General features: G+C 70.4%; 24 protein-coding genes and 1 pseudogene. 14 read left to right on the plus strand and 11 right to left on the minus strand.

Annotated features, from left to right (window positions below; genetic code table 11):
• The first annotated feature begins 92 nt into the window (after positions 1–92).
• From CCN42_RS08825 to CCN42_RS08835, 4 genes are all read left to right on the plus strand, one after another.
• Positions 93–329, plus strand: coding sequence for a hypervirulence associated TUDOR domain-containing protein (locus CCN42_RS08825; protein WP_086172145.1), 237 nt, complete (start codon positions 93–95; stop codon positions 327–329).
• A gap of 183 nt (positions 330–512) precedes the next feature.
• Positions 513–668, plus strand: a complete 156-nt coding sequence (locus CCN42_RS42510) for a hypothetical protein (RefSeq protein WP_158102072.1) — start codon at positions 513–515, stop codon at positions 666–668.
• A 209-nt stretch (positions 669–877) separates the two neighbouring features.
• The gene (locus CCN42_RS46080) at positions 878–1,273 is read left to right on the plus strand and encodes a DUF2254 family protein (protein WP_211294657.1); all 396 of its coding nucleotides are present in this window, start codon (positions 878–880) and stop codon (positions 1,271–1,273) included.
• 209 nt (positions 1,274–1,482) lie between these two features.
• Entirely contained in the window at positions 1,483–2,130 is a 648-nt protein-coding gene (locus CCN42_RS08835; protein WP_086734334.1) for a carbonic anhydrase, read from the plus strand.
• A gap of 298 nt (positions 2,131–2,428) precedes the next feature.
• Here CCN42_RS08835 and CCN42_RS08840 read toward each other — a convergent pair whose 3' ends face one another.
• The 3 genes from CCN42_RS08840 to CCN42_RS08845 all read right to left on the minus strand — a co-directional run bounded on the left by CCN42_RS08840 (position 2,429) and on the right by CCN42_RS08845 (position 4,129).
• On the minus strand, positions 2,429–2,632 hold the full coding sequence (locus CCN42_RS08840; protein ID WP_086734336.1) for a cold-shock protein: 204 nt from the start codon (positions 2,630–2,632) through the stop codon (positions 2,429–2,431).
• Between the two features lie 527 nt (positions 2,633–3,159).
• Complete coding sequence (locus CCN42_RS41185) at positions 3,160–3,312, minus strand: hypothetical protein (protein ID WP_211294658.1); 153 nt, start codon at positions 3,310–3,312, stop codon at positions 3,160–3,162.
• Between the two features lie 100 nt (positions 3,313–3,412).
• Positions 3,413–4,129 carry a TetR/AcrR family transcriptional regulator gene (locus CCN42_RS08845; protein WP_086734338.1) on the minus strand — a complete coding sequence of 239 codons (717 nt, stop codon included), beginning with the start codon at positions 4,127–4,129 and terminating at the stop codon, positions 3,413–3,415.
• 100 nt (positions 4,130–4,229) lie between these two features.
• Between CCN42_RS08845 and CCN42_RS08850 the strand changes: the two genes are divergently transcribed.
• The gene (locus CCN42_RS08850) at positions 4,230–5,423 is read left to right on the plus strand and encodes an FAD-dependent monooxygenase (RefSeq protein ID WP_086734339.1); all 1,194 of its coding nucleotides are present in this window, start codon (positions 4,230–4,232) and stop codon (positions 5,421–5,423) included.
• Between the two features lie 276 nt (positions 5,424–5,699).
• On the opposite strand, the gene CCN42_RS08855 is transcribed toward CCN42_RS08850, so the two are convergent.
• The 7 genes and pseudogenes from CCN42_RS08855 to CCN42_RS08885 all read right to left on the minus strand — a co-directional run.
• Positions 5,700–5,930, minus strand: a complete 231-nt coding sequence (locus CCN42_RS08855; protein WP_086734341.1) for a hypothetical protein — start codon at positions 5,928–5,930, stop codon at positions 5,700–5,702.
• Positions 5,931–6,398: 468 nt separating this feature from the next.
• Complete coding sequence (locus CCN42_RS08865; protein ID WP_086734345.1) at positions 6,399–7,526, minus strand: LLM class flavin-dependent oxidoreductase; 1,128 nt, start codon at positions 7,524–7,526, stop codon at positions 6,399–6,401.
• Positions 7,519–7,962, minus strand: coding sequence for an LLM class oxidoreductase (locus CCN42_RS08870; protein WP_086734347.1), 444 nt, complete (start codon positions 7,960–7,962; stop codon positions 7,519–7,521). Before CCN42_RS08870 ends, CCN42_RS08865 begins: the two co-directional genes overlap by 8 nt.
• A 152-nt stretch (positions 7,963–8,114) precedes the next feature.
• Entirely contained in the window at positions 8,115–9,488 is a 1,374-nt protein-coding gene (locus tag CCN42_RS08875; RefSeq protein ID WP_086734349.1) for an NtaA/DmoA family FMN-dependent monooxygenase, read from the minus strand.
• Positions 9,489–9,509: 21 nt separating this feature from the next.
• The gene (locus CCN42_RS08880; RefSeq protein ID WP_086734351.1) at positions 9,510–10,718 is read right to left on the minus strand and encodes an LLM class flavin-dependent oxidoreductase; all 1,209 of its coding nucleotides are present in this window, start codon (positions 10,716–10,718) and stop codon (positions 9,510–9,512) included.
• 112 nt (positions 10,719–10,830) lie between these two features.
• Positions 10,831–10,977, minus strand: a complete 147-nt coding sequence (locus CCN42_RS46085; protein WP_422641148.1) for a putative leader peptide — start codon at positions 10,975–10,977, stop codon at positions 10,831–10,833.
• Between the two features lie 11 nt (positions 10,978–10,988).
• Positions 10,989–11,372: pseudogene (locus CCN42_RS08885) on the minus strand (GNAT family N-acetyltransferase); the annotation flags it as partial.
• A gap of 728 nt (positions 11,373–12,100) precedes the next feature.
• Between CCN42_RS08885 and CCN42_RS46090 the strand changes: the two are divergent.
• From CCN42_RS46090 to CCN42_RS08925, 8 genes are all read left to right on the plus strand, one after another.
• On the plus strand, positions 12,101–12,184 hold the full coding sequence (locus tag CCN42_RS46090) for a putative leader peptide (RefSeq protein ID WP_422641149.1): 84 nt from the start codon (positions 12,101–12,103) through the stop codon (positions 12,182–12,184).
• A gap of 235 nt (positions 12,185–12,419) precedes the next feature.
• A complete protein-coding gene (locus CCN42_RS08895; protein WP_086734355.1) occupies positions 12,420–13,466 on the plus strand; it encodes an ABC transporter substrate-binding protein in 1,047 nt (348 codons plus the stop codon).
• A gap of 4 nt (positions 13,467–13,470) precedes the next feature.
• On the plus strand, positions 13,471–14,319 hold the full coding sequence (locus CCN42_RS08900) for an ABC transporter ATP-binding protein (RefSeq protein WP_211294659.1): 849 nt from the start codon (positions 13,471–13,473) through the stop codon (positions 14,317–14,319).
• Positions 14,316–15,266, plus strand: coding sequence for an ABC transporter permease (locus tag CCN42_RS08905; protein WP_086734357.1), 951 nt, complete (start codon positions 14,316–14,318; stop codon positions 15,264–15,266). The genes CCN42_RS08900 and CCN42_RS08905 overlap by 4 nt, the downstream gene beginning before the upstream one ends.
• Before the next feature lie 117 nt (positions 15,267–15,383).
• The gene (locus tag CCN42_RS08910; RefSeq protein ID WP_086734358.1) at positions 15,384–16,742 is read left to right on the plus strand and encodes an LLM class flavin-dependent oxidoreductase; all 1,359 of its coding nucleotides are present in this window, start codon (positions 15,384–15,386) and stop codon (positions 16,740–16,742) included.
• Entirely contained in the window at positions 16,739–18,352 is a 1,614-nt protein-coding gene (locus tag CCN42_RS08915; RefSeq protein ID WP_086734360.1) for an FAD-dependent oxidoreductase, read from the plus strand. The genes CCN42_RS08910 and CCN42_RS08915 overlap by 4 nt, the downstream gene beginning before the upstream one ends.
• The gene (locus CCN42_RS08920) at positions 18,349–18,717 is read left to right on the plus strand and encodes a 4Fe-4S dicluster domain-containing protein (RefSeq protein WP_086734362.1); all 369 of its coding nucleotides are present in this window, start codon (positions 18,349–18,351) and stop codon (positions 18,715–18,717) included. Before CCN42_RS08915 ends, CCN42_RS08920 begins: the two co-directional genes overlap by 4 nt.
• Before the next feature lie 76 nt (positions 18,718–18,793).
• Entirely contained in the window at positions 18,794–19,693 is a 900-nt protein-coding gene (locus CCN42_RS08925; RefSeq protein ID WP_086734364.1) for a TauD/TfdA dioxygenase family protein, read from the plus strand.
• 570 nt (positions 19,694–20,263) lie between these two features.
• Here CCN42_RS08925 and CCN42_RS08930 read toward each other — a convergent pair.
• Positions 20,264–20,995 carry a DUF7873 family protein gene (locus tag CCN42_RS08930; RefSeq protein ID WP_086172142.1) on the minus strand — a complete coding sequence of 244 codons (732 nt, stop codon included), beginning with the start codon at positions 20,993–20,995 and terminating at the stop codon, positions 20,264–20,266.
• Between the two features lie 191 nt (positions 20,996–21,186).
• On the opposite strand from CCN42_RS08930, the gene CCN42_RS08935 reads away from it, so the two are divergent.
• A partial coding sequence (locus CCN42_RS08935) for a hypothetical protein (RefSeq protein ID WP_143661877.1) occupies positions 21,187–21,449 on the plus strand: 263 nt, incomplete at its 3' end.

The raw sequence follows: 21,449 nt of genomic DNA on the forward strand, positions 1-21,449 counted from the left end.
TTGCGGGCTGCCGCCGTGCCGGGGATGCGCGGCACGGCGGCAGCCCGCAAGGTGGACACCGGGCATGCACCGCACACGAGGGAGCAGCAACCATGGCGAAGAACAAGGACTCCTCGTCCGGCAAGGAGCCGGCGAAGGGCGACAAGGTCGCCTGGCGCAGCCACGGCAGCGAGACGACGGGCACCGTGGAGAAGAAGATCACCAAGCGGACGAAGGCCGCCGGACGCACCGTGGCCGCCTCCCCGGACGACCCGCAGTACGAGGTGCGCAGCGACAAGTCGGGCCGCACGGCCGTGCACAAGCCTTCCGCGCTGAAGAAGAAGAAGTAGGCAGGCGCCGACGGCACGGCCTGCCGACCGTGGAGAAGGCCACCGGGACGCGCCCTGGTTCCCGGCGGCCACACGGTCACGTGCCCTCCTCACGGTCGGGGAGTCTCCGCATCAGCGGCCTGCGGCGCACCCGTCTTCCGGACGGGCGCCGACGGCCCCAGCATGGCCTGCGAGACGTGCGGAATGCCCGTGGTGAGCCGGATCGACGACTGCTCGCTCTGGCAGGCCGTGTGGCTCGCCCCGAACGCCGTACGCCGCATCCTTGACGGCGGCAGCGACACCGACGGCGTGGACGGCTTTCGACGAGGTGCCGCTCTGTCGGCGACGCTCCTTCTGTAGGGCCCTACGGCATGAGCTTCGGCCACCTGCCCGAACTGGGCTGGGCGTCCGGTCACCCATTTCGGGCCCAGTACTGATGGGGCGCAGTGTGCGCTGGCCTCCACATCGTCTTCGACCGCCGCGGCTGCTCCTGACCTCGGGGACGTTCTGCCCCACGATGTGGAGGGGAGAGCGCGATCAGAGCGGCTCTGCGCGCGCCGCTCGTCGCGGTGCTGGTGGCCTGGATCGTTTTCATCACCGTGTACATCCCTGACGAAGAGCCGCTTTCTGGGGGCATGGGGGTGCTGATCGGGGCAGACGAGTTGCAGACACCACAGGGGGAGAAGGACCGGCCGATGGCGGAGCGGCGCAAGGACGGGGAGGCCGTAGACGGTGAGGGACTGCCGGCGGCGGTGGTCGACTGTCTCCTCGCCGACATCGCCGTCAGGGCGCTGTCCCCGGCTGTCAACGATCCGACCACGGCGGTTAGAGCACTGGACCAGATCGAGGACGTGCTCGTGCGCCTGCCGCATCGCCTTTTGGGCCCCACCTGGCTGCTGCACAAAGCCGCACGGCCCTGTGTCCTCTGCCACGCCCCACGATGGCCCGACCTGGTGAACCAATGACCACAGCGCGCCGGTCGTTGAACGACGCCAGGCGCTGGAGCGCCTGGCCGCCACGGCGCTTCCCGTTCCGCTGCTGCGCAACGGCGCTGCCGAGCCGGACCCGCACGGTCTCGGCGGAGCCAAGCCTTCCGGCATCCCGTGATCGCCCCGGACACTCCGGGCGAGCCCTGAAACAGCGGCGGCTGGTGCCGGATCGTAGGCTGCGGGCCATGACCCAGACCCAGACCCAGACTCCGACGCCCCGCGAAGCCTTCGAGCTGCTCATGGCCGGTAACCAGCGCTTCGTCAAGGGCTCCCCTGAGCACCCCCACCAGGACGCCACCCGCCGCGCCCAGATCGCACCCGCCCAGAAGCCCTTCGCCGTGCTGTTCGGGTGCTCCGACTCCCGGCTGGCCGCCGAGATCATCTTCGACCAGGGCCTGGGAGACCTGTTCGTGGTGCGCACCGCGGGGCACGTCACCGGTGCGGAAGCACTGGGCAGCATCGAATACGGCGTGAGCGTGCTGGACTGCCCGCTGGTTGTGGTGCTGGGCCATGACTCGTGCGGGGCCATCGCGGCTGCCTGCGCCGCCGCCGACGGCGGCCACGTGCCCGCAGGCTTCGTCCGGGATATCGTCGAGCGGGTGACCCCCAGCGTGCTCGCGGCCCGCGCCGCCGGACACCACCAGCCCGAAGAGATCCTCGCCGAGCACATCGAGCGCACCGTCGACCTGCTGCTGGACCGCTCCCGCGTCCTGGCCGATCGAGTGGCCGCCGGCCGGACGGCCGTGGTGGGCCTGTCCTACCGCCTGGCCGACGGCAGCGCACAGCGCGTCGTGACCCGCGGCCTCGACGCCGCAGTCCCCGCTGCCTCCTGACCACCACGGTCCGGGGCACAAACCTGTGCCCCGGCCTGGCCGGTGGGCGCACAGCCGAATCTCTGGCGCCCCGCCACTGACCACAGCCGGGCCGCATCCGCCCGCGCGCCTGATGGAGGATTCGGCCATGCGCATCAGCAGGGTGAAGGTGGAGCCGAACACCCGGCCCAATTCGAGGGCAGCGGCGCCACGCGACGCTCGAACAGGCGGTCGAGGCCGGTCGTGGCTCGCGGGCGGGCATGAGTGAGGCGGCTGCCGGACCGGGCAGCCGCCTCGCTCTGCGCTCTCTTCTGCCCGCTCAGCCGCGGGTGATGTTCTGCGCCTGGGGACCCTTCTGGCCTTGGCCGATGTCGAAGGTGACGCGTTCGCCTTCGGTCAGTTCGCGGTACCCGTTGCCGTTGATCTCGGAGTAGTGGGCGAAGACGTCCGGGCCTCCGCCGTCCTGCTCGATGAAGCCGAAGCCCTTCTCGGCGTTGAACCACTTCACGGTGCCGCTGGCCATACTGGTCGATCCTTCGTGTCATGCCTGGGAACAGCCCTCTTGCCGGGCATGCTCCGGCTCGCGCGATGGCACAAGCCATCAGATGTTCTACCCCCGGTCGCCCCGTTCTACCGGCGACACTCCAGGTAAGGCTCGGTGCCGCCGCTCTACAGGGCGGCTTGCCGGTACGGGAGCCGCCGGGACCGTCGGTGGGGGCGAGGCGGGCGGCGGCCCGGCGTTCCGGTGGTGCAGGCCTTGCACGAGCGCTACTTCCCTCGCATGCTCCACGGTGCCGGACGCCGGCTGCTCGGTGAGGTCGCCGCCGGTCGCATCCGTGATCTGCCGGGGGTGCCACTGCTCCGGCAGATGGTCGGCCCCCTGGCGTTCCACCCCCTGCTGTGTCCGGTCGCCGAGCATCTGGACGACACAAACCTGCCCGCCACCGAGGAGACGGTCGAATCTTCGCCGGGGCGTTCCTGCGGGCTGTCAGGCACCTCTGACGCGCGACGGCCGACCGACGTCGCGGCAGCCGCCGGCGGACGCTCGTGTCAGCTGGGCCGGCCGAGGCGGATCATGGCGCGGCAGAGGGCGGTGGGTGCGGCGTCCGGCATGGGCGGTACCGGGGCGCCGGGGGCGGCGTAGGAGCGGATCATGTGGGCGACCAGGCCCCGGGCGGCGTGGACGCGGTCCTGCGTGTACAAGTGGAGCCGGTGAAGAACATGCAGGTCACGGGCTCACCGGCGCGTCTGTCACTGTGCGGTGTTCAGCAGGGAGGCAAGAGGACTGTGATCCAAGCCGCGGTCAACGTGCGCGCCGGTCGATGAGTGCGGCCAAGCCGTCCAGGATCCGCTGCAGGCCGAAATCCCATGCCTGGTCTTGCCCGTCGGACTGGGCGGCTGAAGCGAGGGCCGCAGTGAGCGCGGGGAATCGCTCGCCGTGCTCCTGCATCAGATCGCCGAGGATGGTACCCAGTTGGGCTTCGGGGTTGCCTCCGGGGCCTGCCGCACGGGTCTGCTGCGTGATGCCGCGTACGTGACCGACCAGCAGGACAGCCGCGTCCATCCGCTCGGCACCGCTCAGACCGGTGCCGTCCAGGGCGGACACGGCGCGCTCCAACCAGGACAGCTCTCCAGGTCCCATGACCCGAGGGCCGACGGTGGCGTCCAGTGCCCAGGAGTGCTGACGAAAGACGGTGAGCAACTGGCGGGCCCATTCCTCCAGCTGCTCACGCCAGTCCCCGCGCCGCACCTTCGCTGCCGGGCAGGGGCCGATCGCGGCGTCCACCATCAGAGCGACCAGCTCGGCTTTGCCCGGCACGTACCGGTACAGCGCCATTTTGGTCACGCCCAGTTGCGCGGCGACCCGCTGCATGGACACATCGGCCAACCCCTCTGAGTCGGCTATCTCGATCCCGGCCCGCGCGATGCGGTCCAGGTCCAGTGTCGGCCTGGGGCCTCGTGCGGGCTTGGGGTGCGGCCCCCACAGCAGCCGCACGACCTCGGCGTGCTCGCCACCCACCGGCCGCCCTCCTGTTCTGCCTTGCCGAATCAACTGTGTCTAGAGTACACAGTAAGTATCAGTGTCCACTGGACACAGTTTTTTGGGCGGAGGGAAACCCGTGAACACGAACATCCTCATCTCCGGCGCGAGCATCGCAGGCCCGGCGCTGGCCTACTGGCTGGGACGCCACGGCTTCCAGCCCACCGTCGTCGAACTCGCCCCGGCCCTGCGCCAGGGCGGTCAGGCCGTCGACTTCCGCGGCGAAACGCACCTGACCGTGCTGGAACGCATGGACCTGCTTCCCGAACTGCGCCGCATCCAGACCGGCGGCACCCCGATGCGCTTCGTCGATGAACGCGACCGCACACGGCTGGACCTGCCGGCCGAGTTCGCCGGCGGTGAGATCGAGGTGCTCCGCGGAGACCTGGCCCGAGTGCTCCACGAGCACAGCGCCCCCTACACCGAGTACATCTTCAGCGACTCGATCGCCAGCCTCACCGAGACCTCCTCCGGAGTGCGGGCCGACTTCCACAGCGGAATCTCGCGCGACTTCGACCTGGTCATCGGTGCGGACGGGCTGCACTCCAACGTCCGTCGTCTCACCTTCGGACCGGAGGAGGACTACGTGAGCCACCTCGGCTACTACGCCGCCACCTGGCAGTTGCCCAACGACCTGGGGATAGGAAAGGGTTCGGTCGGATACAACGTGCCGGGGCGGCTGGCCTCCGTCGGCACCGACCACCGGGATCCGGCGCGGGCAGGGGCATTCTTCGTCTTCGCGGCGCCAGAGCTGTCGTATGACCGCCACGACCTCGAACAGCAGAAGCGTCTGATCGCAGGCGCGTTCTCCGGCCTCGGCTGGGAGGTGCCCCGCCTGCTCGAGTCGCTGCACCAGGCCCCCGACCTGTACTTCGACTCGATCAGCCGAGCGGACGTGAACACCTGGCATACAGGGCGCGTGTGCCTCGTCGGCGACGCCGCCTGCGGGGCCACCATCGGCGGCATGGGCACGGGAACCGCGATGGTCGCCGCGTACGTCTTGGCCGGCGAACTCGCGCGAGCCCAGGGCGATCACCGGACGGCCTTCGCCCGCTACGAGAGCAGGCTCCGCACATACGCCGAGGGTTGCCAGGCAGGCGGCAGCCGCACCGGCAAGTTCCTCGCCCCAGCCACTGCCACCGGCATACGTCTCCGCAACACCCTGCTGTCCCGGCGCCTGTTCCTGAACGGCATGCTGAAGCTGGGCGAGAAGGTCAGTAGCAGCGTGGCCCTGCCCGACTACCCAGCCGACCCGAGCCGCGTCAGCTGGTGACTGGCGCGGTCTTCCCTGAGGGGAGGCCCTGCGTGACGGGGCCAGCGACTCTCATGAATGAGTGGTTCTGGGAGGCACGGTCCCCACCACACCGCGCCCGGTCTGCCCCCCATCGCCGGCTCGCAACCTCTCGCGAAACAGCTTTCGCGCGATGGTCAGCCCGATTCAGGCTCACGGGGCCGTCTCACTCACCACAACAGTCTCTTGGCCCTGGAGGTGATGAGCCGGGGCGCCTGTCAGCCGGTTGCGTGTCGGCCGTCTGGAGCGCGCAGGTACTCAGTAGGCGGTGTCGTTCTCCTTGCCCGAGGCTTTCGTGTTCGCGTTGTTGTTCGACTCGTCCGGGAGGACGCCGTTGAGGAGCGCGCCCAGGGGGTTGCCGGGCGTCAGGGCAGAGACGTTGTTGAGCGTGCCGTCGACGATGCCGGCCTGTGCGGGGGCCACGGAGGCAAGGAGTGTGCTGGTGGTGAGCGCGGCGATGGCGAGGACGCGGGAGGAGGGCTTCTTCATACCGTGATCAACTCCCACGACACCTGCCAAAATATGCGTGCCGTCCTCTGAACGGGCCGATCACTACCTGGCTCGGGGCAGGGCGGATACTCGACGGCGCAGCGTATACGCCGCTGCTCTCTGCGAGTAGGGACTCGGGCTGCAGGCGAGCGGCTTCACAGATGCCGGAACCGGGGCCCGTCGATCACCGCGTCGGTTCCTGCCGTAATGGGCGGTACGGCCGCGGCTGAGGACGGGCGCCGCGCATCCGGTGGCGCGGCGGCCGGGGCGCCCGCCCAGTGCCGCCGTCAGTACGACGACGTCAGACGGGGGAGAGGTGGGCCGTGCGCGATGCCAGCGCGCAGGATGGCGCCACCGGCCGGAAGCATCGCGGGAGACGTCGGCACCGACTTCAAACGCATCCCACCGGAGAAGGGCAGAACGCAGCAGGCCCGCCGTGGTCCGCCTTGCGCGGGACGGGCCTTCCACTCACCTCCTGCTCCACTCCTCCGCGAGCAGCTCGTACGACCTCACCCGGTCGGCGTGGTCGTGAGTGATCGTCGTGATGAGCAACTCGTCCGCGCCGGTCGCCTCCTGAAGCTGTGCCAGGCCGTCGGCCACGCGCTCCGGCGAGCCGACGAACTGTGTGTCCACGCGGTCCCCTACCAGCTCCCTGTCCTCGTCACTCCACTTCAGGGCTCGGGCCTGCTCCGGCGTCGGGAACTCGATGGCGCCCTCGGCGGTGCGGATGCTGCGGACCCAGGCCGCATAGCCGGTCGCAAGCTCGCGGGCCCTCGCGTCGTCCTCCGCCACGACCACGTCCGCGGAGACACTGACGTAGGGCTCGTCGAGGAAGCCGGAGGGCTCGAAGAAGGCGCGGTAACCGGCCACGGCCTCCAGCACCGTGGCCGGACTGACGTGGTAGTTGGCGGCGAACCGCAACCCCCGCACGCCCGCGACCTCGGCGCTCTGGCCGCCGCTGCTGCCCAGGATCCATATCTCGACGTCGGCGCCCTCGCCGGGCACGGCGTGTGCCTCCACGCCCTCCGAGGTGCGGTAGGTGCCGGCCAGCAGGGCGAGGATGTCGTCGATCTGTTCGGTGTAGTCCTGGGGCTCGGCGCCGGGCAACAGGAGCAGTTTGCGCTGGAGGGCGATCCGGGGCGAGCCGAGGAGGTGTTCGAAGGAGAAGCGGGGCGGGATGAGGAGGCCGTTCGGGGCCCGGCCGTCCACCGCCGGGGCAGCGGTCGGAGGAGCCGTGGCCGGCCGGCCCGGCGGGCGGCCGCCCGAGCGTCCAAGGCCGAGGTCGAGGCGACCCGGGTGCAGCGCGTCGATCAGTCCGAACTCCTCGACCGTGCTCAGCGCGGTGCGGTGGCCGAGTTGTACGGCGCCGGAGCCGAGCCGGACCGTGGAGGTGGCGGAGGCGGTCAGCGCGAGGACGACCGCCGGGGACGTGCCCGCGACGCCCGGGTTGAGGTGGTGCTCGGCGAACCAGTACCGGGTGTACCCGAAACGCTCGGCCTGCTGTGCCAGGTCGATGGAGTTGCGCAGGGCGTCGGCGGCTGTCGAGCCGGACGGTATCGGCACCAGGTCGAGGACGCCGAGGGGGATGTCAGGCATGGGCGGGCTCCTCCTCGGTGACGGGCAGGACCGTTCCCCGGGCGAAGGGCGGGCCCGGGATGTCGCGGCGCAGTACCGGGGCGTCGTCGGACTGGAAGAGCTGGTGCGAGGCGCGGTGGGCATCCGTCAACCCGTCGGTGTCCGCGTGCGGAGGGAGCACTGTGTGCCCGGAGAGGTCGTGGTACCGGTGCACCGTGCCGGCGACCTGCCGCGGGCTGTCGATCAGGGCGGAGCCGCGCTCGACGAAGTCCGCCACGGTCTCGAAGCCCACCGGCAGGCCGAACTGTCTCTGGAACGCCGGCGCCGACTCGAGGACCGGCCGGTACACCGCGATCGCTTCCTGGGAGGTGCGGGTCACGGGCAGCCCGGCGCCGACCGCGATCTTCGCCGGTCCGTGACCGTAGAAGCCCCGGCGTTCGCGGTAGTGACTGATCAACTCGGCGGCTCCCTCGAGTAGCAGCCGTCGTAGCCCGGTCCCTCGGCGAGCAGGGCATCGTCGAAGGCCTCGCGAACGCGGTCCTGGGTCGTCTTCCGCGAGCCGCGTGATCGGGGCCGGGCGGTGCACGATCAAGGTGATGGCGAGGAACGTCACGATGCCACCCGCTCGTCGCGGACCTCGTCGGGATGAGCCAGGCCGAGGTGGTGGCGCAGGGTCGGGCCCTCGTACTCGGTGCGGAACACGCCCTGTTCCTGGAGCAGCGGGACGACCTTGTCGGCGAACTCGTCCAGGCCGCCCGGGGTGATGTGCGGGACGAGGATGAAGCCGTCGCTCGCATCGGCCTGCACGAACTCGTTGATGGTGCGGGCGATCGTCTCCGCCGAACCGATGAAGTTCTGTCGGTTGCCGGTCTCGATCACCAGGTCGCGGATCGACCAGTTGTTGGCGGTGGCGAGCTCGCGCCACTCGCGGGCGGTGGCCAGCGGGTCCCTGTACATGCGGACCTGGGCGCGGCCTTCGGAGATGTGGCTGCCGCTGACGTCCGGGTCGATGTCGGGGAGCGGTCCGTCCGGGTCGTAGGAGGACAGGTCCCGGTTCCAGACGAACTCCAGGTGCCTGAGCGCGGTGGCGCCACTGACCTGCTGGCGGCGCACCACCTTGGCCAGTTCCTCCGCCTCGGCGTCCGTGTCTGCGAGCGTGAAGGTGGCGGCGGGCAGGATCAGCAGCTGGTCGGGGCGGCGGCCGTACTTCGCGAGGCGGTTCTTGACGTCCGTGTAGAAGGCCTGCCCCTCCTTGAGGGTGGCGTACCGGCTGAAGATCGCGTCCGCGCTCGACGCGGCGAACTCGCGGCCCTCGTCGGAGTCGCCGGCCTGGAAGATCACCGGGCGGCCCTGCGGCGAGCGCGGGACGTTGAAGCGCCCGTGGATGTCGAAATGCCGCCCGGTGTGGACGAAGGCTCCGGCCTTGGCGTCCCGCAGGAAGGTGCCGGTCCCCTGGTCGGCGAGGATCTCGTCGCCCTGCCAGGAGTCGAAGAGATCGTTCGCCGTGGCCAGGAACTCCTTGGCGCGGGAGTAGCGCTCCTCCTGGGGCAGGAAGCCGCCGCGGCGGAAGTTCTCGCCGGTGAAGGCGTCCCAGGAGGTGACCACGTTCCAGGCGGCGCGGCCGCCGGAGAGGTGATCCAGGCTGGCGAACTGGCGGGCCACCTCGTAGGGCTCGTTGAAGGTGGAGTTGATGGTGCCGGTCAGACCGAGGTGCTCGGTGACGGCGGCGAGCGCGGCGAGCACGGTGAAGGTGTCGGGGCGTCCCACGACGTCCAGGTCGTAGATCTTCCCGCCCTGTTCACGGAGTCTGAGTCCCTCGGCGAGGAACAAGAAGTCGAACTTGGCCCGTTCGGCGGTCCGCGCGAAGTGCGCGAAGGAGCTGAACTCGATGTGGCTGCCGGCCCGTGGGTCACTCCACACGGTGGTGTTGTTGACGCCGGGGAAGTGGGCGGCCAGGTGGATCCGCTTCGGCGGCTTGCTCATGGTCGTGGACATCCTTCCGGCTCAAGCGGTGGCAGCGGCGTAGCGGTTGGCGGGGCGGGCCAGACCCAGCAGGCCGCGCAGGGTCTCGGCCTCGTAGGCGTGGCGGAAGACGCCGCGGCGCTGGAGTTCGGGGACCAGATCGCGGGTGACGGCCGGGAGGTCGTGGCCGGCGACGGCGGGGCGCAGCCGGAAGCCGGTCAGTCCGGCGCCCTGGAACTCCTGCAGCAGGTCGGCGAGTTGGCCGGCTGAGCCGGTGAAGATCAGGGCGTCACTCTGGTACGGCTGTCCCGCGAGCGCGTCGAGCCGTTCCCGGCGGGCGGTCGCGGCGGCCGGGGCGTCGTCGAGGAAGACCAAGAGGTCGCCGAAGACGTGGAGGGGTTCGGTGGCGCGCCCCGCCGCCTTCTGCTCGGCGCGGATCCGGGCGACGATCGCGCCGGCCTCCTCGGCGTCGTGCGGGGTGACATAGGCGATGTCGGCGGCGCGGGCCACGAGCCGGTAGGGGATGGTGTCGTGGGCGAGGGCGCTGACGATCGGCTGGCCCTGGGGCGGGCGGGGCGTGATCGAAGGGCCCTTGACGCTGAAGTGCCCGCCCTCGAAGTCGATGTAGTGCAGCTTGTCGCGGTCGATGAAGCGGCCGGTGGCGACGTCCCGGATCTCGGCGTCGTCCTCCCAGCTGTCCCAGAGGCGGCGCACGACCTCCACGTGGTCGGCGGCCTCGTCGAACAGGTCGGTCACCGCCTCACGGGCGGCCGGGCTGTCGTAGGCCTCGATGCGAGGGATGGTGCGGCGGCCGAAGTGCGCGGCCTCGTTCGGGCGGGCGCTGATCTGCACCCGCAGGCCGGCGCGGCCGGTGCTGACGTAGTCGAGGGTGGCGATCGCCTTGGAGATATGGAAGGGCTCCGTATGGGTGACCACCGCGGTCGGAACCAGGCCGATGTGCCGGGTCAGCGGGGCGACGCGGGCCGCGATCAGGACGGCGTCCAGACGGCCGCGCACCTGGTCGGTGCGCTCGTCCGGGTCCAGGAAGTGGGAGGACTGCGGGCCGAGGCCGTCCTCGATCGTCACGAAGTCGAGCAGCCCGCGCTCGGCCTCCGCGACCAGATCGGCCCAGTACGCGGCAGTGAACAGGTCCCGGGGGCGGGACACCGGCTCACGCCAGGAGGCGGGATGCCAGCCGGTGCCGTCGAGGGCGACGGCAAGGTGCAATGGAGAAGGGGATGTTGAGGACACGAGTGGGCGCCTTCCTGGAAGTCCTTACGAGATCGCCGGCCCTCGCGCGGGGAGGGGCACGGCGGTGACGAGCGCAGCGGGACGAGGTCCCCCGCCGACGGCGGGGGAAGGGTCAGGGGCGACAGAGCGCGCCGGCCACGCGCTGCAGATCTATGTGCGGCCGGGAGTGGAGGCGGACGACGCGGCGCGGGTTCACGACACGGGGGTGGGGCAGGTGTCGCATGTGCCGCACCTCCGTCCGCCGCGCCGCAGTGCACATGCCGTCGCGAGTCACAACGCCCCGGCTCCATGGTGTGTTCCTGGCATGCGGACCTGAAGGATCCTCGTCCGGCTGCGCGGGGTGGAGCCGGACGACCCGTACAGCCGGGTGGCCTGTGCGTTGGTCGCGGAGGCGTGCGGCAGCGGGCTGTCGCCGCGTTCCCGGATGCCTGCGGCGACCACGCGCACCAGCCGAGTGGCCAGTCGACGGCTGCGGTACGCCGGGTCGGTGCAGAGGGTGCTGATCTCCGTCCAGCCGGGCCTCAGCCGCTCACCGCCCATGGCGGCAAGCCGCCCTTGGTGCCGGATGCGGAGGTGGTCGCCCAGTTCGACGGTCCGCTTCGGGAAGAGTCCCGGTCTGGCGGAGGTGCCCAGGTCCAGGATGTCTGGTACGTCCACCCGCTCCGCGAAGCGGCGTGCGGGACGGCCAGTGCGGCCGGGAGCGCGTGTTGCAGAAGGTGTGTGTTCGGGTTGGCCGACGCTGAGGATCACCCCACCATGTCTAACAGGCCGTTCAGGGGCGGATCATTGCAGCTGCATGAAATTCCGCCGGGTCTGGCCGGCTCGGGAGGACCACGCGCGATCCCATGGCCGAGGGTGTCGCACGCGTCGAGCGCACGGAGTTCAGCCGACCTCGGGGCCCGCCGACCCGTCCCTCGTCGGCGGGCCCCACTCCGCCGCATCGCCCTCGGCGCCCACACCCGCGCGCGGCTCACGCGTTCTCCCGTGCCGCGCCGCTCGCTGCCTGAGTTCCGGTGCCGCGGCCTTCGCGCTGCTGTCCCTACCACCGGCTCCGGTGACGTGGCCCCTGACCGGTACCTCGGCCTGGCCTGCGGTCTCGGCGGGCTGGTCGGCGGCTACCTCGGGGCACAATGGCGACCTCGTCCGGCCGAGACCGCACTTCGCCTCCTGCTCGGCGCCCTGGCCTCCGCCCTCGGCGGCGTCTGCGCCGTGCGGTCACTGCGCTGACGGCCGGGGGCCGGCACACAGGGCAGTCACCACGCCACCGCCTGTCGGGAGAATTGTGAACGCCGCACTTCATTCGCGTGTCGGCCCATTGAGAATCTGAGACGGCTACGCAAGCGACATTGACCTGGCTGGATGTCACTGCGACTCTCGTGGGTGTGAGCGATTCCGAGAACCTCGCCGCGCGCCTGCACGTCGATCTGCGACGTCAGGCCAGCGCCATCTGTGCCGTCGGCCGCTGAACAGGCCGAGGGGCACGGGCACTGCTCCCCGCTCCAATTCCCAGTCGACCATCACGGCCATAGGCCTGCGCCTGCTGTCATGAACGACTGATTCCCCGTCGGCATTCCTGCTGGGGCCTCTTCCCTGATTCTGCAACCGGCCTTGCTGCGCCCTGTCGACGGGCACCCTTCTCATTTCGTTTCTCCATGCCGCCTATTTCACGCCAGTCCCCATTCGTGCGAACAGGATCCTTCCATGGCCACTACGGCATCGACCCGACGCCAGTTCCTCTCCCTGCTCGGTCTTTCGGCAGTGGCCGTGAGCTGCGGCACCTCCGCATCCGGGGCCTCTGCCGCCAAGAACCAGACCAAGACCCTCAGATACCAGGGCTGGGCGGGCCAGGTCACCTTGCCGGAGCTCGCCGAGGACCTCGGCTACCTGGAGGACGTGAAACTGAAGTGGGTCGGCAACACGATCAGCGGTCCGCAGGACATCCAGACCGCGGCCACGGGCCAGATCGATTTCGGCGGCGCCTTCAACGGCGCGGTCGTCAAACTGGCCGCGAACAACGCCCCCATCAAGTCCGTCATCAGCTACTACGGCGCCGACAAGTACGCCTACAACGGCTTCTACGTCCTCGAGGACAGCCCGATCCGCTCCGCCCGGGACCTGATCGGCAAGAAGGTCGGGATGAACACCCTCGGCGCGCACTCAGAAGCCATGCTCGACATCTACCTCCAGCGCGGCGGCCTGTCCCGGGCGGACGTCGGCAAGGTCGAACCGCTCGTGGTGCCTCCGGTCAACACCGAGCAATCGCTGCGGCAGAGGCAGATCGAGGTCGCCGTGCTCGGCGGCATCCTGCGCGACAAGGCACTGGCGGCCGGAGGCATCCGCCCGCTTTTCACGGACTACAAACTGCTCGGCGCATTCAGCGCGGGCACATACGTGATGACCGACCGGTTCCTGAAGCAGAACCCGGACACGGCCCGGACCTTCGTCACCGCCGTGGGACGGGCCATCGACTGGTCCCGTGCCACTCCGCGCGACGAGGTCATCGCCCGGATGACCGAGATCGTGAAGAAGCGCGGCCGCAACGAGGACGCCGCGCCCTTGAAGTACTGGCGCTCCTACGGCGTCGCCGAGAAGTCGGGGCTGATCACCGGCAAGGAACTCAAGCTGTGGATCGACTGGCTGGTCGAGCGCGGTGACATCCAGGAGGGCCAGGTCACGTTGTCGGACCTCTACACCAATGACTTCAACGGAAACCAGAAGCCGTCCTCCCCCACCAAGAGCGGGAGCTGATCCCATGCCGGAATCCACCACGCACTCCACGACGCCCAAGGTCGTGTTCGAGGACGTACGGAAGGACTTCACCGTCAAGGACCGCAGGGGGGACGGACAGACCACCCGTTTCACCGCCCTGGACAACATCGACCTGGAGATAGCGGCCGGCGAGTTCGTCGCCCTGGTCGGCCCCAGCGGTTGCGGGAAGTCGACGCTGCTGGATCTGCTCGGCGGTCTCGCCCGGCCCACCGCCGGACGGATCCTGCTGGACGGCCGGCCCGTGACCGGCCCGGGCCTGGACCGGGGCATCGTCTTCCAGCAGTACGCGCTGCTGCCGTGGCGCACGGCGCAGGGCAATGTCGAGTTCGGCCTGGAGGCCACCGGCGTCCCACGGCGCCGACGATCCGCCCGCGCGCGGGAGTTCCTGGACCTCGTCGGCCTCTCCGGGTTCGAGGACCGCCATCCGCACGAGTTGTCGGGCGGCATGCGGCAGCGGGTGGCGATCGCCCGCAGCCTCGCCTACGACCCCGACGTGCTCCTGATGGACGAGCCGTTCGCCGCGCTGGACGCCCAGACCCGGGAATCGCTCCAGGACGAACTGCTGCGCATCTGGCAGCGCACCGGCAAGACCGTCGTCTTCATCACGCACGGCATCGAAGAGGCCGTCTACCTGGGGCAGCGAGTCGCCGTCATGACGTCGAGGCCGGGCCGCATCAAGCAGATCGTGCCGGTCGCCCTCGGCTCCCGTACGGCGACGGACGACCTCCGCTCCAGTCCTGAGTTCGCGCGGCACCGGCACGAGATCTGGTCGCTGCTGCACGACGAGGTGGCCAGGGCCCAGCAGTTGGAGAAGGAGGCGGCTTCCGTATGAGCACCACAACCGGCACAGCCACCGAGAAGCCCACGGCGCCTGGCCCGGTGGGCACCGCCGAGCCCGCCCCTCGCGTACCCTCCGCCACGTCCGCGGCGGCCAGGCCACCGGGGGCGCCGCCGGCGGACGGGCGCCGGATCGCCCCTGCGGCGGCCTGGTTCCGCCAGGCGGCCCACCGCTTGCCGAATCTGCTGCTCAACGGGGCGATCAAATCCGCGGCGATCCTGGCTCTGGCGCTGCTGTGGGAGACCGCGCCGCGGTTCGGCCTGGTCGACCGGACCTTCCTGCCGCCGTTCAGCGAGGTCGCGCGCGCCTGGTGGGAGCTGGCCGTGAACGGTCAGCTCGCCGACAACGCGCGTGCCAGCCTGACGCGTTCGTTCAGCGGATTCGGCATCGCCGTGGCCGTCGCCGTGCCGCTGGGTCTGCTGATCGGCTGGTACCGGCCGGTCGCCGACCTCCTCGGACCACTGCTGGAGGTGTTCCGCAACACCGCCGCGCTGGCCCTGCTGCCGGTGTTCGTGCTGCTGCTCGGCATCGGCGAGACCTCCAAGATCTCCATCGTGGTGTACGCGTGCACCTGGCCGATCCTGCTCAACACCATCAGCGCGGTCCGCAACGTCGACCCGACCCTGCTGAAGCTGGCGAAGTCGATGGACCTGTCCGCGCCCCGGCTGTTCCAAAAGGTCATCCTGCCGGCGTCGGTCCCGGTGATGTTCACCGGTATCCGGCTGGCCGGGGCGGTGTCGATCCTGGTACTGGTCGCCGCCGAGATGATCGGCGCGAAGGCGGGCCTCGGCTATCTGATCAACGCCTCACAGTTCAATTTCGCGATCCCGCAGATGTACGCGGGCATCATCACGATCTCCGCCATCGGCGTGGCCTTCAACCAGTTCCTGGTCAGCGTGGAGCGGCGGCTCAGCTCCTGGCGGGTACCCGCCGGCGGCTGACCGCACGCCCGATCGTCCTGCCGCCACCACCCGGTCCCGTCGCACGGCCCCTCTCGCCTCCTGCCCGTCGGTCTCACCGCCCCCTGCCGTCTCACCGCCCCCGATCCGAGGAACTCCATGCCCCCGACCAGCCCTCGACGCCTGCATCTCAACGCCTTCCTCATGAACGCCGGCCACCACGACGCCGCCTGGCGCCACCCGCGCACCCAGCCCGAACGCGTCACCGACCTGCGCTACTTCCAGCAGCTCGCGCGGACCGCCGAACGCGGCCTGCTCGACTCGGTCTTCCTCGCCGACGGCCTCGCCCTGTGGGGCAAGGTCCGGCACGACGCGCTCGGCGGCTTCGAACCACTGACCCTGCTGTCCGCCCTGGCGGCGGTCACCCAGCACGTCGGCCTGATCGCCACCGTCTCCACCACCTTCAACGAGCCCTTCCACACCGCCCGCAAGTTCGCCTCCCTGGACCACATCAGCGGCGGCCGGGCGGGCTGGAACATCGTCACCTCCGGCACCGTGAACGAGGCCCGCAACTTCGGGCAGGACGAGCACTTGGAGCACCGGCTGCGCTACGAGCGGGCGCGGGAGTTCGTCGAGGTCGCCACCAAGCTGTGGGACAGCTGGGAGGACGACGCGATCGTCCTCGACCGCGAGCGCGGCGTCTACGCCGACACCGACAAGGTGCGGGAGATCAACCACCGCGGGGAGTACTTCCGGGTGCAGGGCCCGCTGAACGTACCGCGCACCCCGCAGGGCTACCCGCTGCTCGTGCAGGCCGGTTCGTCGGAGGACGGCAAGGAGTTCGCCGCCCAGTACGCCGAGGCCGTCTTCACCGCCCAGCAGACCCTCGCCGACGGCCAGGCCTTCTACAAGGACCTCAAGTCCCGGCTGATCCGCTACGGCCGCACCGAGGACCAGCTGCTGATCCTCCCCGGCATCGCCCCCGTCATCGGATCCACCGAGGCACAAGCTCGCGCGCTCGAGCAGGAACTGACGGAACTTCAGGTCCCCGCGTACGGTCTCGCCCAGCTCTCCGGGATGCTCGGCACCGACCTGACGGGACTGCCGCTGGACGGGCCACTGCCCGAGCTTCCCGAGGAGCGGGACATCAACGGCAACAAGAGCCGCTTCACGCTTGTCGCCGAACTCGCCCGCCGCGACGGCCTCACCCTGCGCGAGCTCATCGCCCGTCTCGGCGCCGGCCGCGGCCACCGCGTCTTCGCCGGCACCCCGGAGCAGATCGCCGACCAGCTCGAGGAGTGGTTCACCCAGGGTGCCGCCGACGGGTTCAACATCATGCCGCCCCATCTGCCGGGCGGTCTGGAGGACTTCGTCGACCACGTGGTGCCGATCCTGCAGCGGCGCGGCCTGTTCCGTACCGAGTACACGGGCCGCACCCTGCGCGAGAACTACGGCCTGCCCCGCCCCGCCAACCGGCTGACCGAGGCGGCCGCACCGGAGAGAGGACGGACCGCATGACCGGACTGGCGCTCAGCACGGACGTCCTGGTGGTCGGCGGCGGTCCGGCGGCCGCCTGGGCCGCGCTCAAGGCAGCCCAGGAGGGCGCGGACGTCATCCTCGCCGACAAGGGCTACTGCGGTACGAGCGGCGCCACCGCCTCCGCCGGAACCGGCGTCTGGTACGTCCCCCCGGACCCCGCCGCCCGGGAGGCGGCCATGGCGAGCCGGGAAGCACTCGGCGGTTTCCTGGCCGACCGGCGCTGGATGAGCCGGGTCCTGGACCAGACGTACGAGGGCGTGAACGAGGTGGCGACGGCCGCACGCTACCCCTTCCCCAGCGGACCGGACGGGAAGCAGCTCAGGAACGGTCTGCAAGGGCCGGAGTACATGCGCAGGATGCGCATCCGCGTCCAGCGCGCCGGGGCCCGCATCCTCGACCACAGCCCGGTCACCGAACTGCTCACCGACCCCTCCGGCGCGGTCGCAGGGGCCAGGGGGCACCGGCGGCAGGCCGGGCAGCCGTACCGGGTGCGCGCCGGGGCGGTCGTCCTGGCCACCGGTGGCTGCGCGTTCCTCAGCGGCGCGCTCGGCTGCAACGTCAACACCGGCGACGGTGCGTTGTTCGCCGCCGAGGTGGGCGCGGAGCTGTCCGGGATGGAGTTCTCCAACGCGTACGGCATCGCTCCGGAGGGCACCTCCGTCACCAAGACCGCGTTCTACTCCTTCGCGACCTTCTACCGCGAGGACGGCACGGTCCTGGAGGGTGCGGCCAGCCAGGGCGGCCGGTCCGTGATCGCGCGAGCGCTGCTCAGTGAGAAGGTGTACTGCCGCCTCGACCGGGCGGACACGGCGGCCCGGAAGGCCATGCGGCTGGCCCAGCCCAACTTCTTCCTCACCTTCGACCGGCTCGGCATCGACCCCTTCACCCAGCGCTTCGCCATCACGCTGCTCGCCGAGGGCACCGTGCGCGGCACCGGCGGCATCCGCATCACCGGCGACGACTGCTCCACCACCGTCCCCGGTCTGTACGCGGCCGGGGACGCCGCGACCCGTGAGCTGATCTGCGGCGGCTTCACCGGCGGCGGCAGCCACAACGCCGCCTGGGCCATCTCCTCCGGCACCTGGGCCGGCCGGGGCGCGGCCCGCCACGCCCGCTCTCTCGGTGGCCGCGCCACCACGAGGCATCTGGTGGCCGCGGGCGGCGCCGGACTCCGGCCCACCGGCGCCCCGGGCCCCGCCGACGGCTTCCGGGACGTCATCGCCGCGGTCCAGGGCGAAGTGCTGCCGTACGAGAAGAACTATCTGCGTCACGGCGACCGGCTCACTGCCTCGCTGGAGGTGCTCGACAGCGTGTGGGAGGCGTCCCGCGCGTCACTGCTCGCCCAGGGAGGAGACACGGTGCGGGCCCGGCAGGCGGCGGCGATGGCGGCGCACGCCCGTTGGATGTACGCCTCGGCACTGGCCCGCACCGAGACCCGGGGCATGGCCAAGCGGCTGGACTTCCCGGCACAGGACCCCGGCCAGCACCACCGCATCGTCACCGGTGGCCTCGACCAGGTATGGACGCGCACCGAGTCACTGACGACCACCCCGTCGGCATCGGCGGCAGCACTGGAGGTGGCCTCGTGATCGAACTGGTCTCGGCGGAACGCTGCATCACCTGCGACAAGTGCATCGAGGTCTGCCCGACCGACGTCTTCGACCGCGGCGCGGACGGCATCCCCGTGCTCGCCCGCCGCGACGACTGCCAGACCTGCTTCCAGTGCGAGGCGAACTGCCCGGCCGACGCGCTGTACGTCGCACCCATGACCCGTCCGCTGCCCGACGACTCCACCGCCCGCGACCAGGAGCACCTGGACCGTACCGGCCTGCTCGGCAGCTACCGCCGGCACATCGGCTGGGGACACGGACGCACGCCCGGCGCACTGCGGGCCGTCGGCCCTTCCCTCGGACCGCCGGGGTCCGAAGGAACCTCCCCGCCCATCACCTCCTGACGACCGCCCGCCTGATCACCTCCTCGCCGATCAGCTCACGACGGGCTGACGGCCTGCTGAAAGGAACACCCGTCACATGACCACCAGCACCGGCTTCGACGTCCGCAGGATCGGCGGCCGGATCGGCGCCGAGATCCTCGGCGTGGACCTCTCGGCCGACCTCGCCCCCGCCATCGTCACCGAGATCAACTCGGTTCTCCTGGAGCACAAGGCACTCGTCTTCCGCGACCAGCACCTCGACGACGCCGGCCAGCTCCGCTTCGCCTCCCTCTTCGGCGAACTCACCACCGCGCACCCCACGGTGCCGTCCGTCGACGGCCGGCCCAACATCCTGCCCGTCGACGGCGACGAGGGCATCCGTGCCAACCAGTGGCACACCGACGTCACCTTCGTCCGCACACCGCCGAAGGCCTCCACCCTGCGCGGCATCGTGATCCCGCCCTACGGCGGCAATACCCTCATCGCCAATTCGGCCGCCGCCTACCGGGACCTGCCCGAGCCGCTGCGCGAGCTGGCCGACAAGCTCTGGGCCGTACACACCAACGACTACGACTATGCCGCCCCGAAGACCGAGAAGGCGGCCGAACACCGCAAGCGGTTCGTCTCCCGCAAGTACCGCACCGTCCACCCGGTCGTCCGCGTCCACCCCGAGACCGGGGAGCGCGGGCTGTTCATCGGTGGCTTCGCCCAGAGCATCGTCGGCCTGGGCCCCTCCGACTCCCGGGACCTGCTGCGCATCTTCCAGTCGTACGTCACCCGCCCGGAGAACATCGTGCGGGTGGCCTGGAGGCCGGGCGACCTCGTCCTGTTCGACAACCGCATCACCCAGCACTACGCGCCCGACGACTACGGTGACCTGCCGCGCCTGCTGCACCGGGTGACCGTCGCGGGCGACGTTCCCGCGGGCATCGACGGCACCCTCAGCCGCGTCCTCGAGGGCGACGACGCCTCCCACTACACCCCCGCCGTGGCCTGACGTCGCGTGACGCGACGTCCCGCAGAGACCGTGGGCGCGACGCTCGCCGACGTGGGTCAGGGCGACGTCCCCTGGACGGTGATGACCTCCTCGTCCCGTCCGGCGGAGCCGGAACGTGGCGGAGCCCGGGAGTCGTATCCAGCTCCCGGGCCCCTGGGGATGCCACCCAATTGCGCACGCCGGCGGCGTTTAAGAGGACGGATCAGTCATCATGCCGTCGTGTTCTTCCTTTGAACTACCGCACCGCGCGAGAGGTGCAGGCGAGAGTCGAACTCGCATCCGACGGCGTTCGTCCGGCCTCGGTCGATCCGGCGATCGGCGGCGATGCTGAGACTGGAGCGAGAGTCTGAGATTGACCGCGGCTGCCTCTGCCATGTTGGGCTACCCCGGCCCGTGGGTGATGCTGTGCCGGGGGAAGGACTCGAACCTTCACTGTCACCGCTTCTTCAGGCTGAACTTCAGTGTCAGCTTGCGCTCATCACGCGAACCGGTCCTCATTCCGGCCCGCGCCTGTCGCGCACCCCCGCGCTCGCACGCGGGGGCGATCGTGGATGCTACCCGTCGTCAGCGTCAGCCGAACAGGTAGCCGAACACCGCGTCGCCGACCCGCTGGTCGGTGACCTCGGCACCGTTGGCCTCCTCGCGGGCGAACTTCACGGCCTGCTGGAGCTTCTCGACCCGCTCCACCAGTTCGTTGACCCGCCGCGCCGGAAGCGCCCCGGAGAACTTCACCGTCGTCCAGTACCCGATGGGCACGTCCTCGTAGTACACCTCGACCTGCGCCGGGTGCTTGTCGGTCGCCTCCGCCTTCACGTGGTTGCGCGGGACCTTCTTCGTACGGATCGTGCGGACCGGGTCCGTCTTCCACCAGTCCGTGGACGGGTCGTGGGACCAGGACTCGGCCGCGTCCAGCGTGGGCAGCTTCTTGACGAACGTGTGCAGGTCGGTGAGCTGCTTCTCGAGGAAGAGCAGGTAGCTGACCGGAACGTCGGCGACGATTGTCCGCCCGTCGACCGTGACGTCGGCGCGCGCCGTGCAGTTCGCCCAGTCCTTGGTGGCGGTCACATCGAACAGCCGGGTCAGCGACGCCGACATCTCCCGCAGCACTTCCTCCGCCTGCACCTGCACGCGCGTGGACTCCGGCGGCAGCTGCTCGCCCTCCTCGTCCTTCGGCTGGTACGTACGCGAGATACCGGCCAGCAGCGCCGGCTTCTGCACCTTGTGGTGCGCCGCGGTGATGTCCTGGAGCGACTTGCTCTTGACGCCCTTTTCGACAGCGATGATCTGATTCAGCTTCGCCACTTGGTCCCCCTTCGAACAGGCAGCAACGTAGCTCACCGGCTCGAACGCCCGCACGTCAATTACCCGCGAGTCCCTGCGCCGCCCGGCCTTCTGGCGTACCGTGACGCCACTGTGGGGGAGTCCGGTCTGGGGGATCGGGGGGATCTGTGGGCGAGTTGCACCCGGAGCTTCGTGCTGCCGTCCGGAAGGCGATGGCCGCACCCGATGAAGGGGCGCCCTTCCTGTACGCGCCACCCGAAGCCGTGCTCGACCGTGGCACCCACGCCAAGATGGCCGGGCTCCTGCACGACCACCGCGAGCGGCTCACCGTCGAACAGGCGGGCCGTGCGGGTGACACGGGCGCGGGCGGCGGCAGCGATGTGCTCGACGTGGTCTACCTCGTCGCCTGCTACTACTTCGCGCGGTACCGGCACGTGCCCGACGCGGAGAGGGACTGGAACCGCCACGCGTGCAC

This window comes from Streptomyces glaucescens, assembly GCF_002154375.1.
In the GTDB taxonomy this organism is placed as follows: domain Bacteria; phylum Actinomycetota; class Actinomycetes; order Streptomycetales; family Streptomycetaceae; genus Streptomyces; species Streptomyces glaucescens.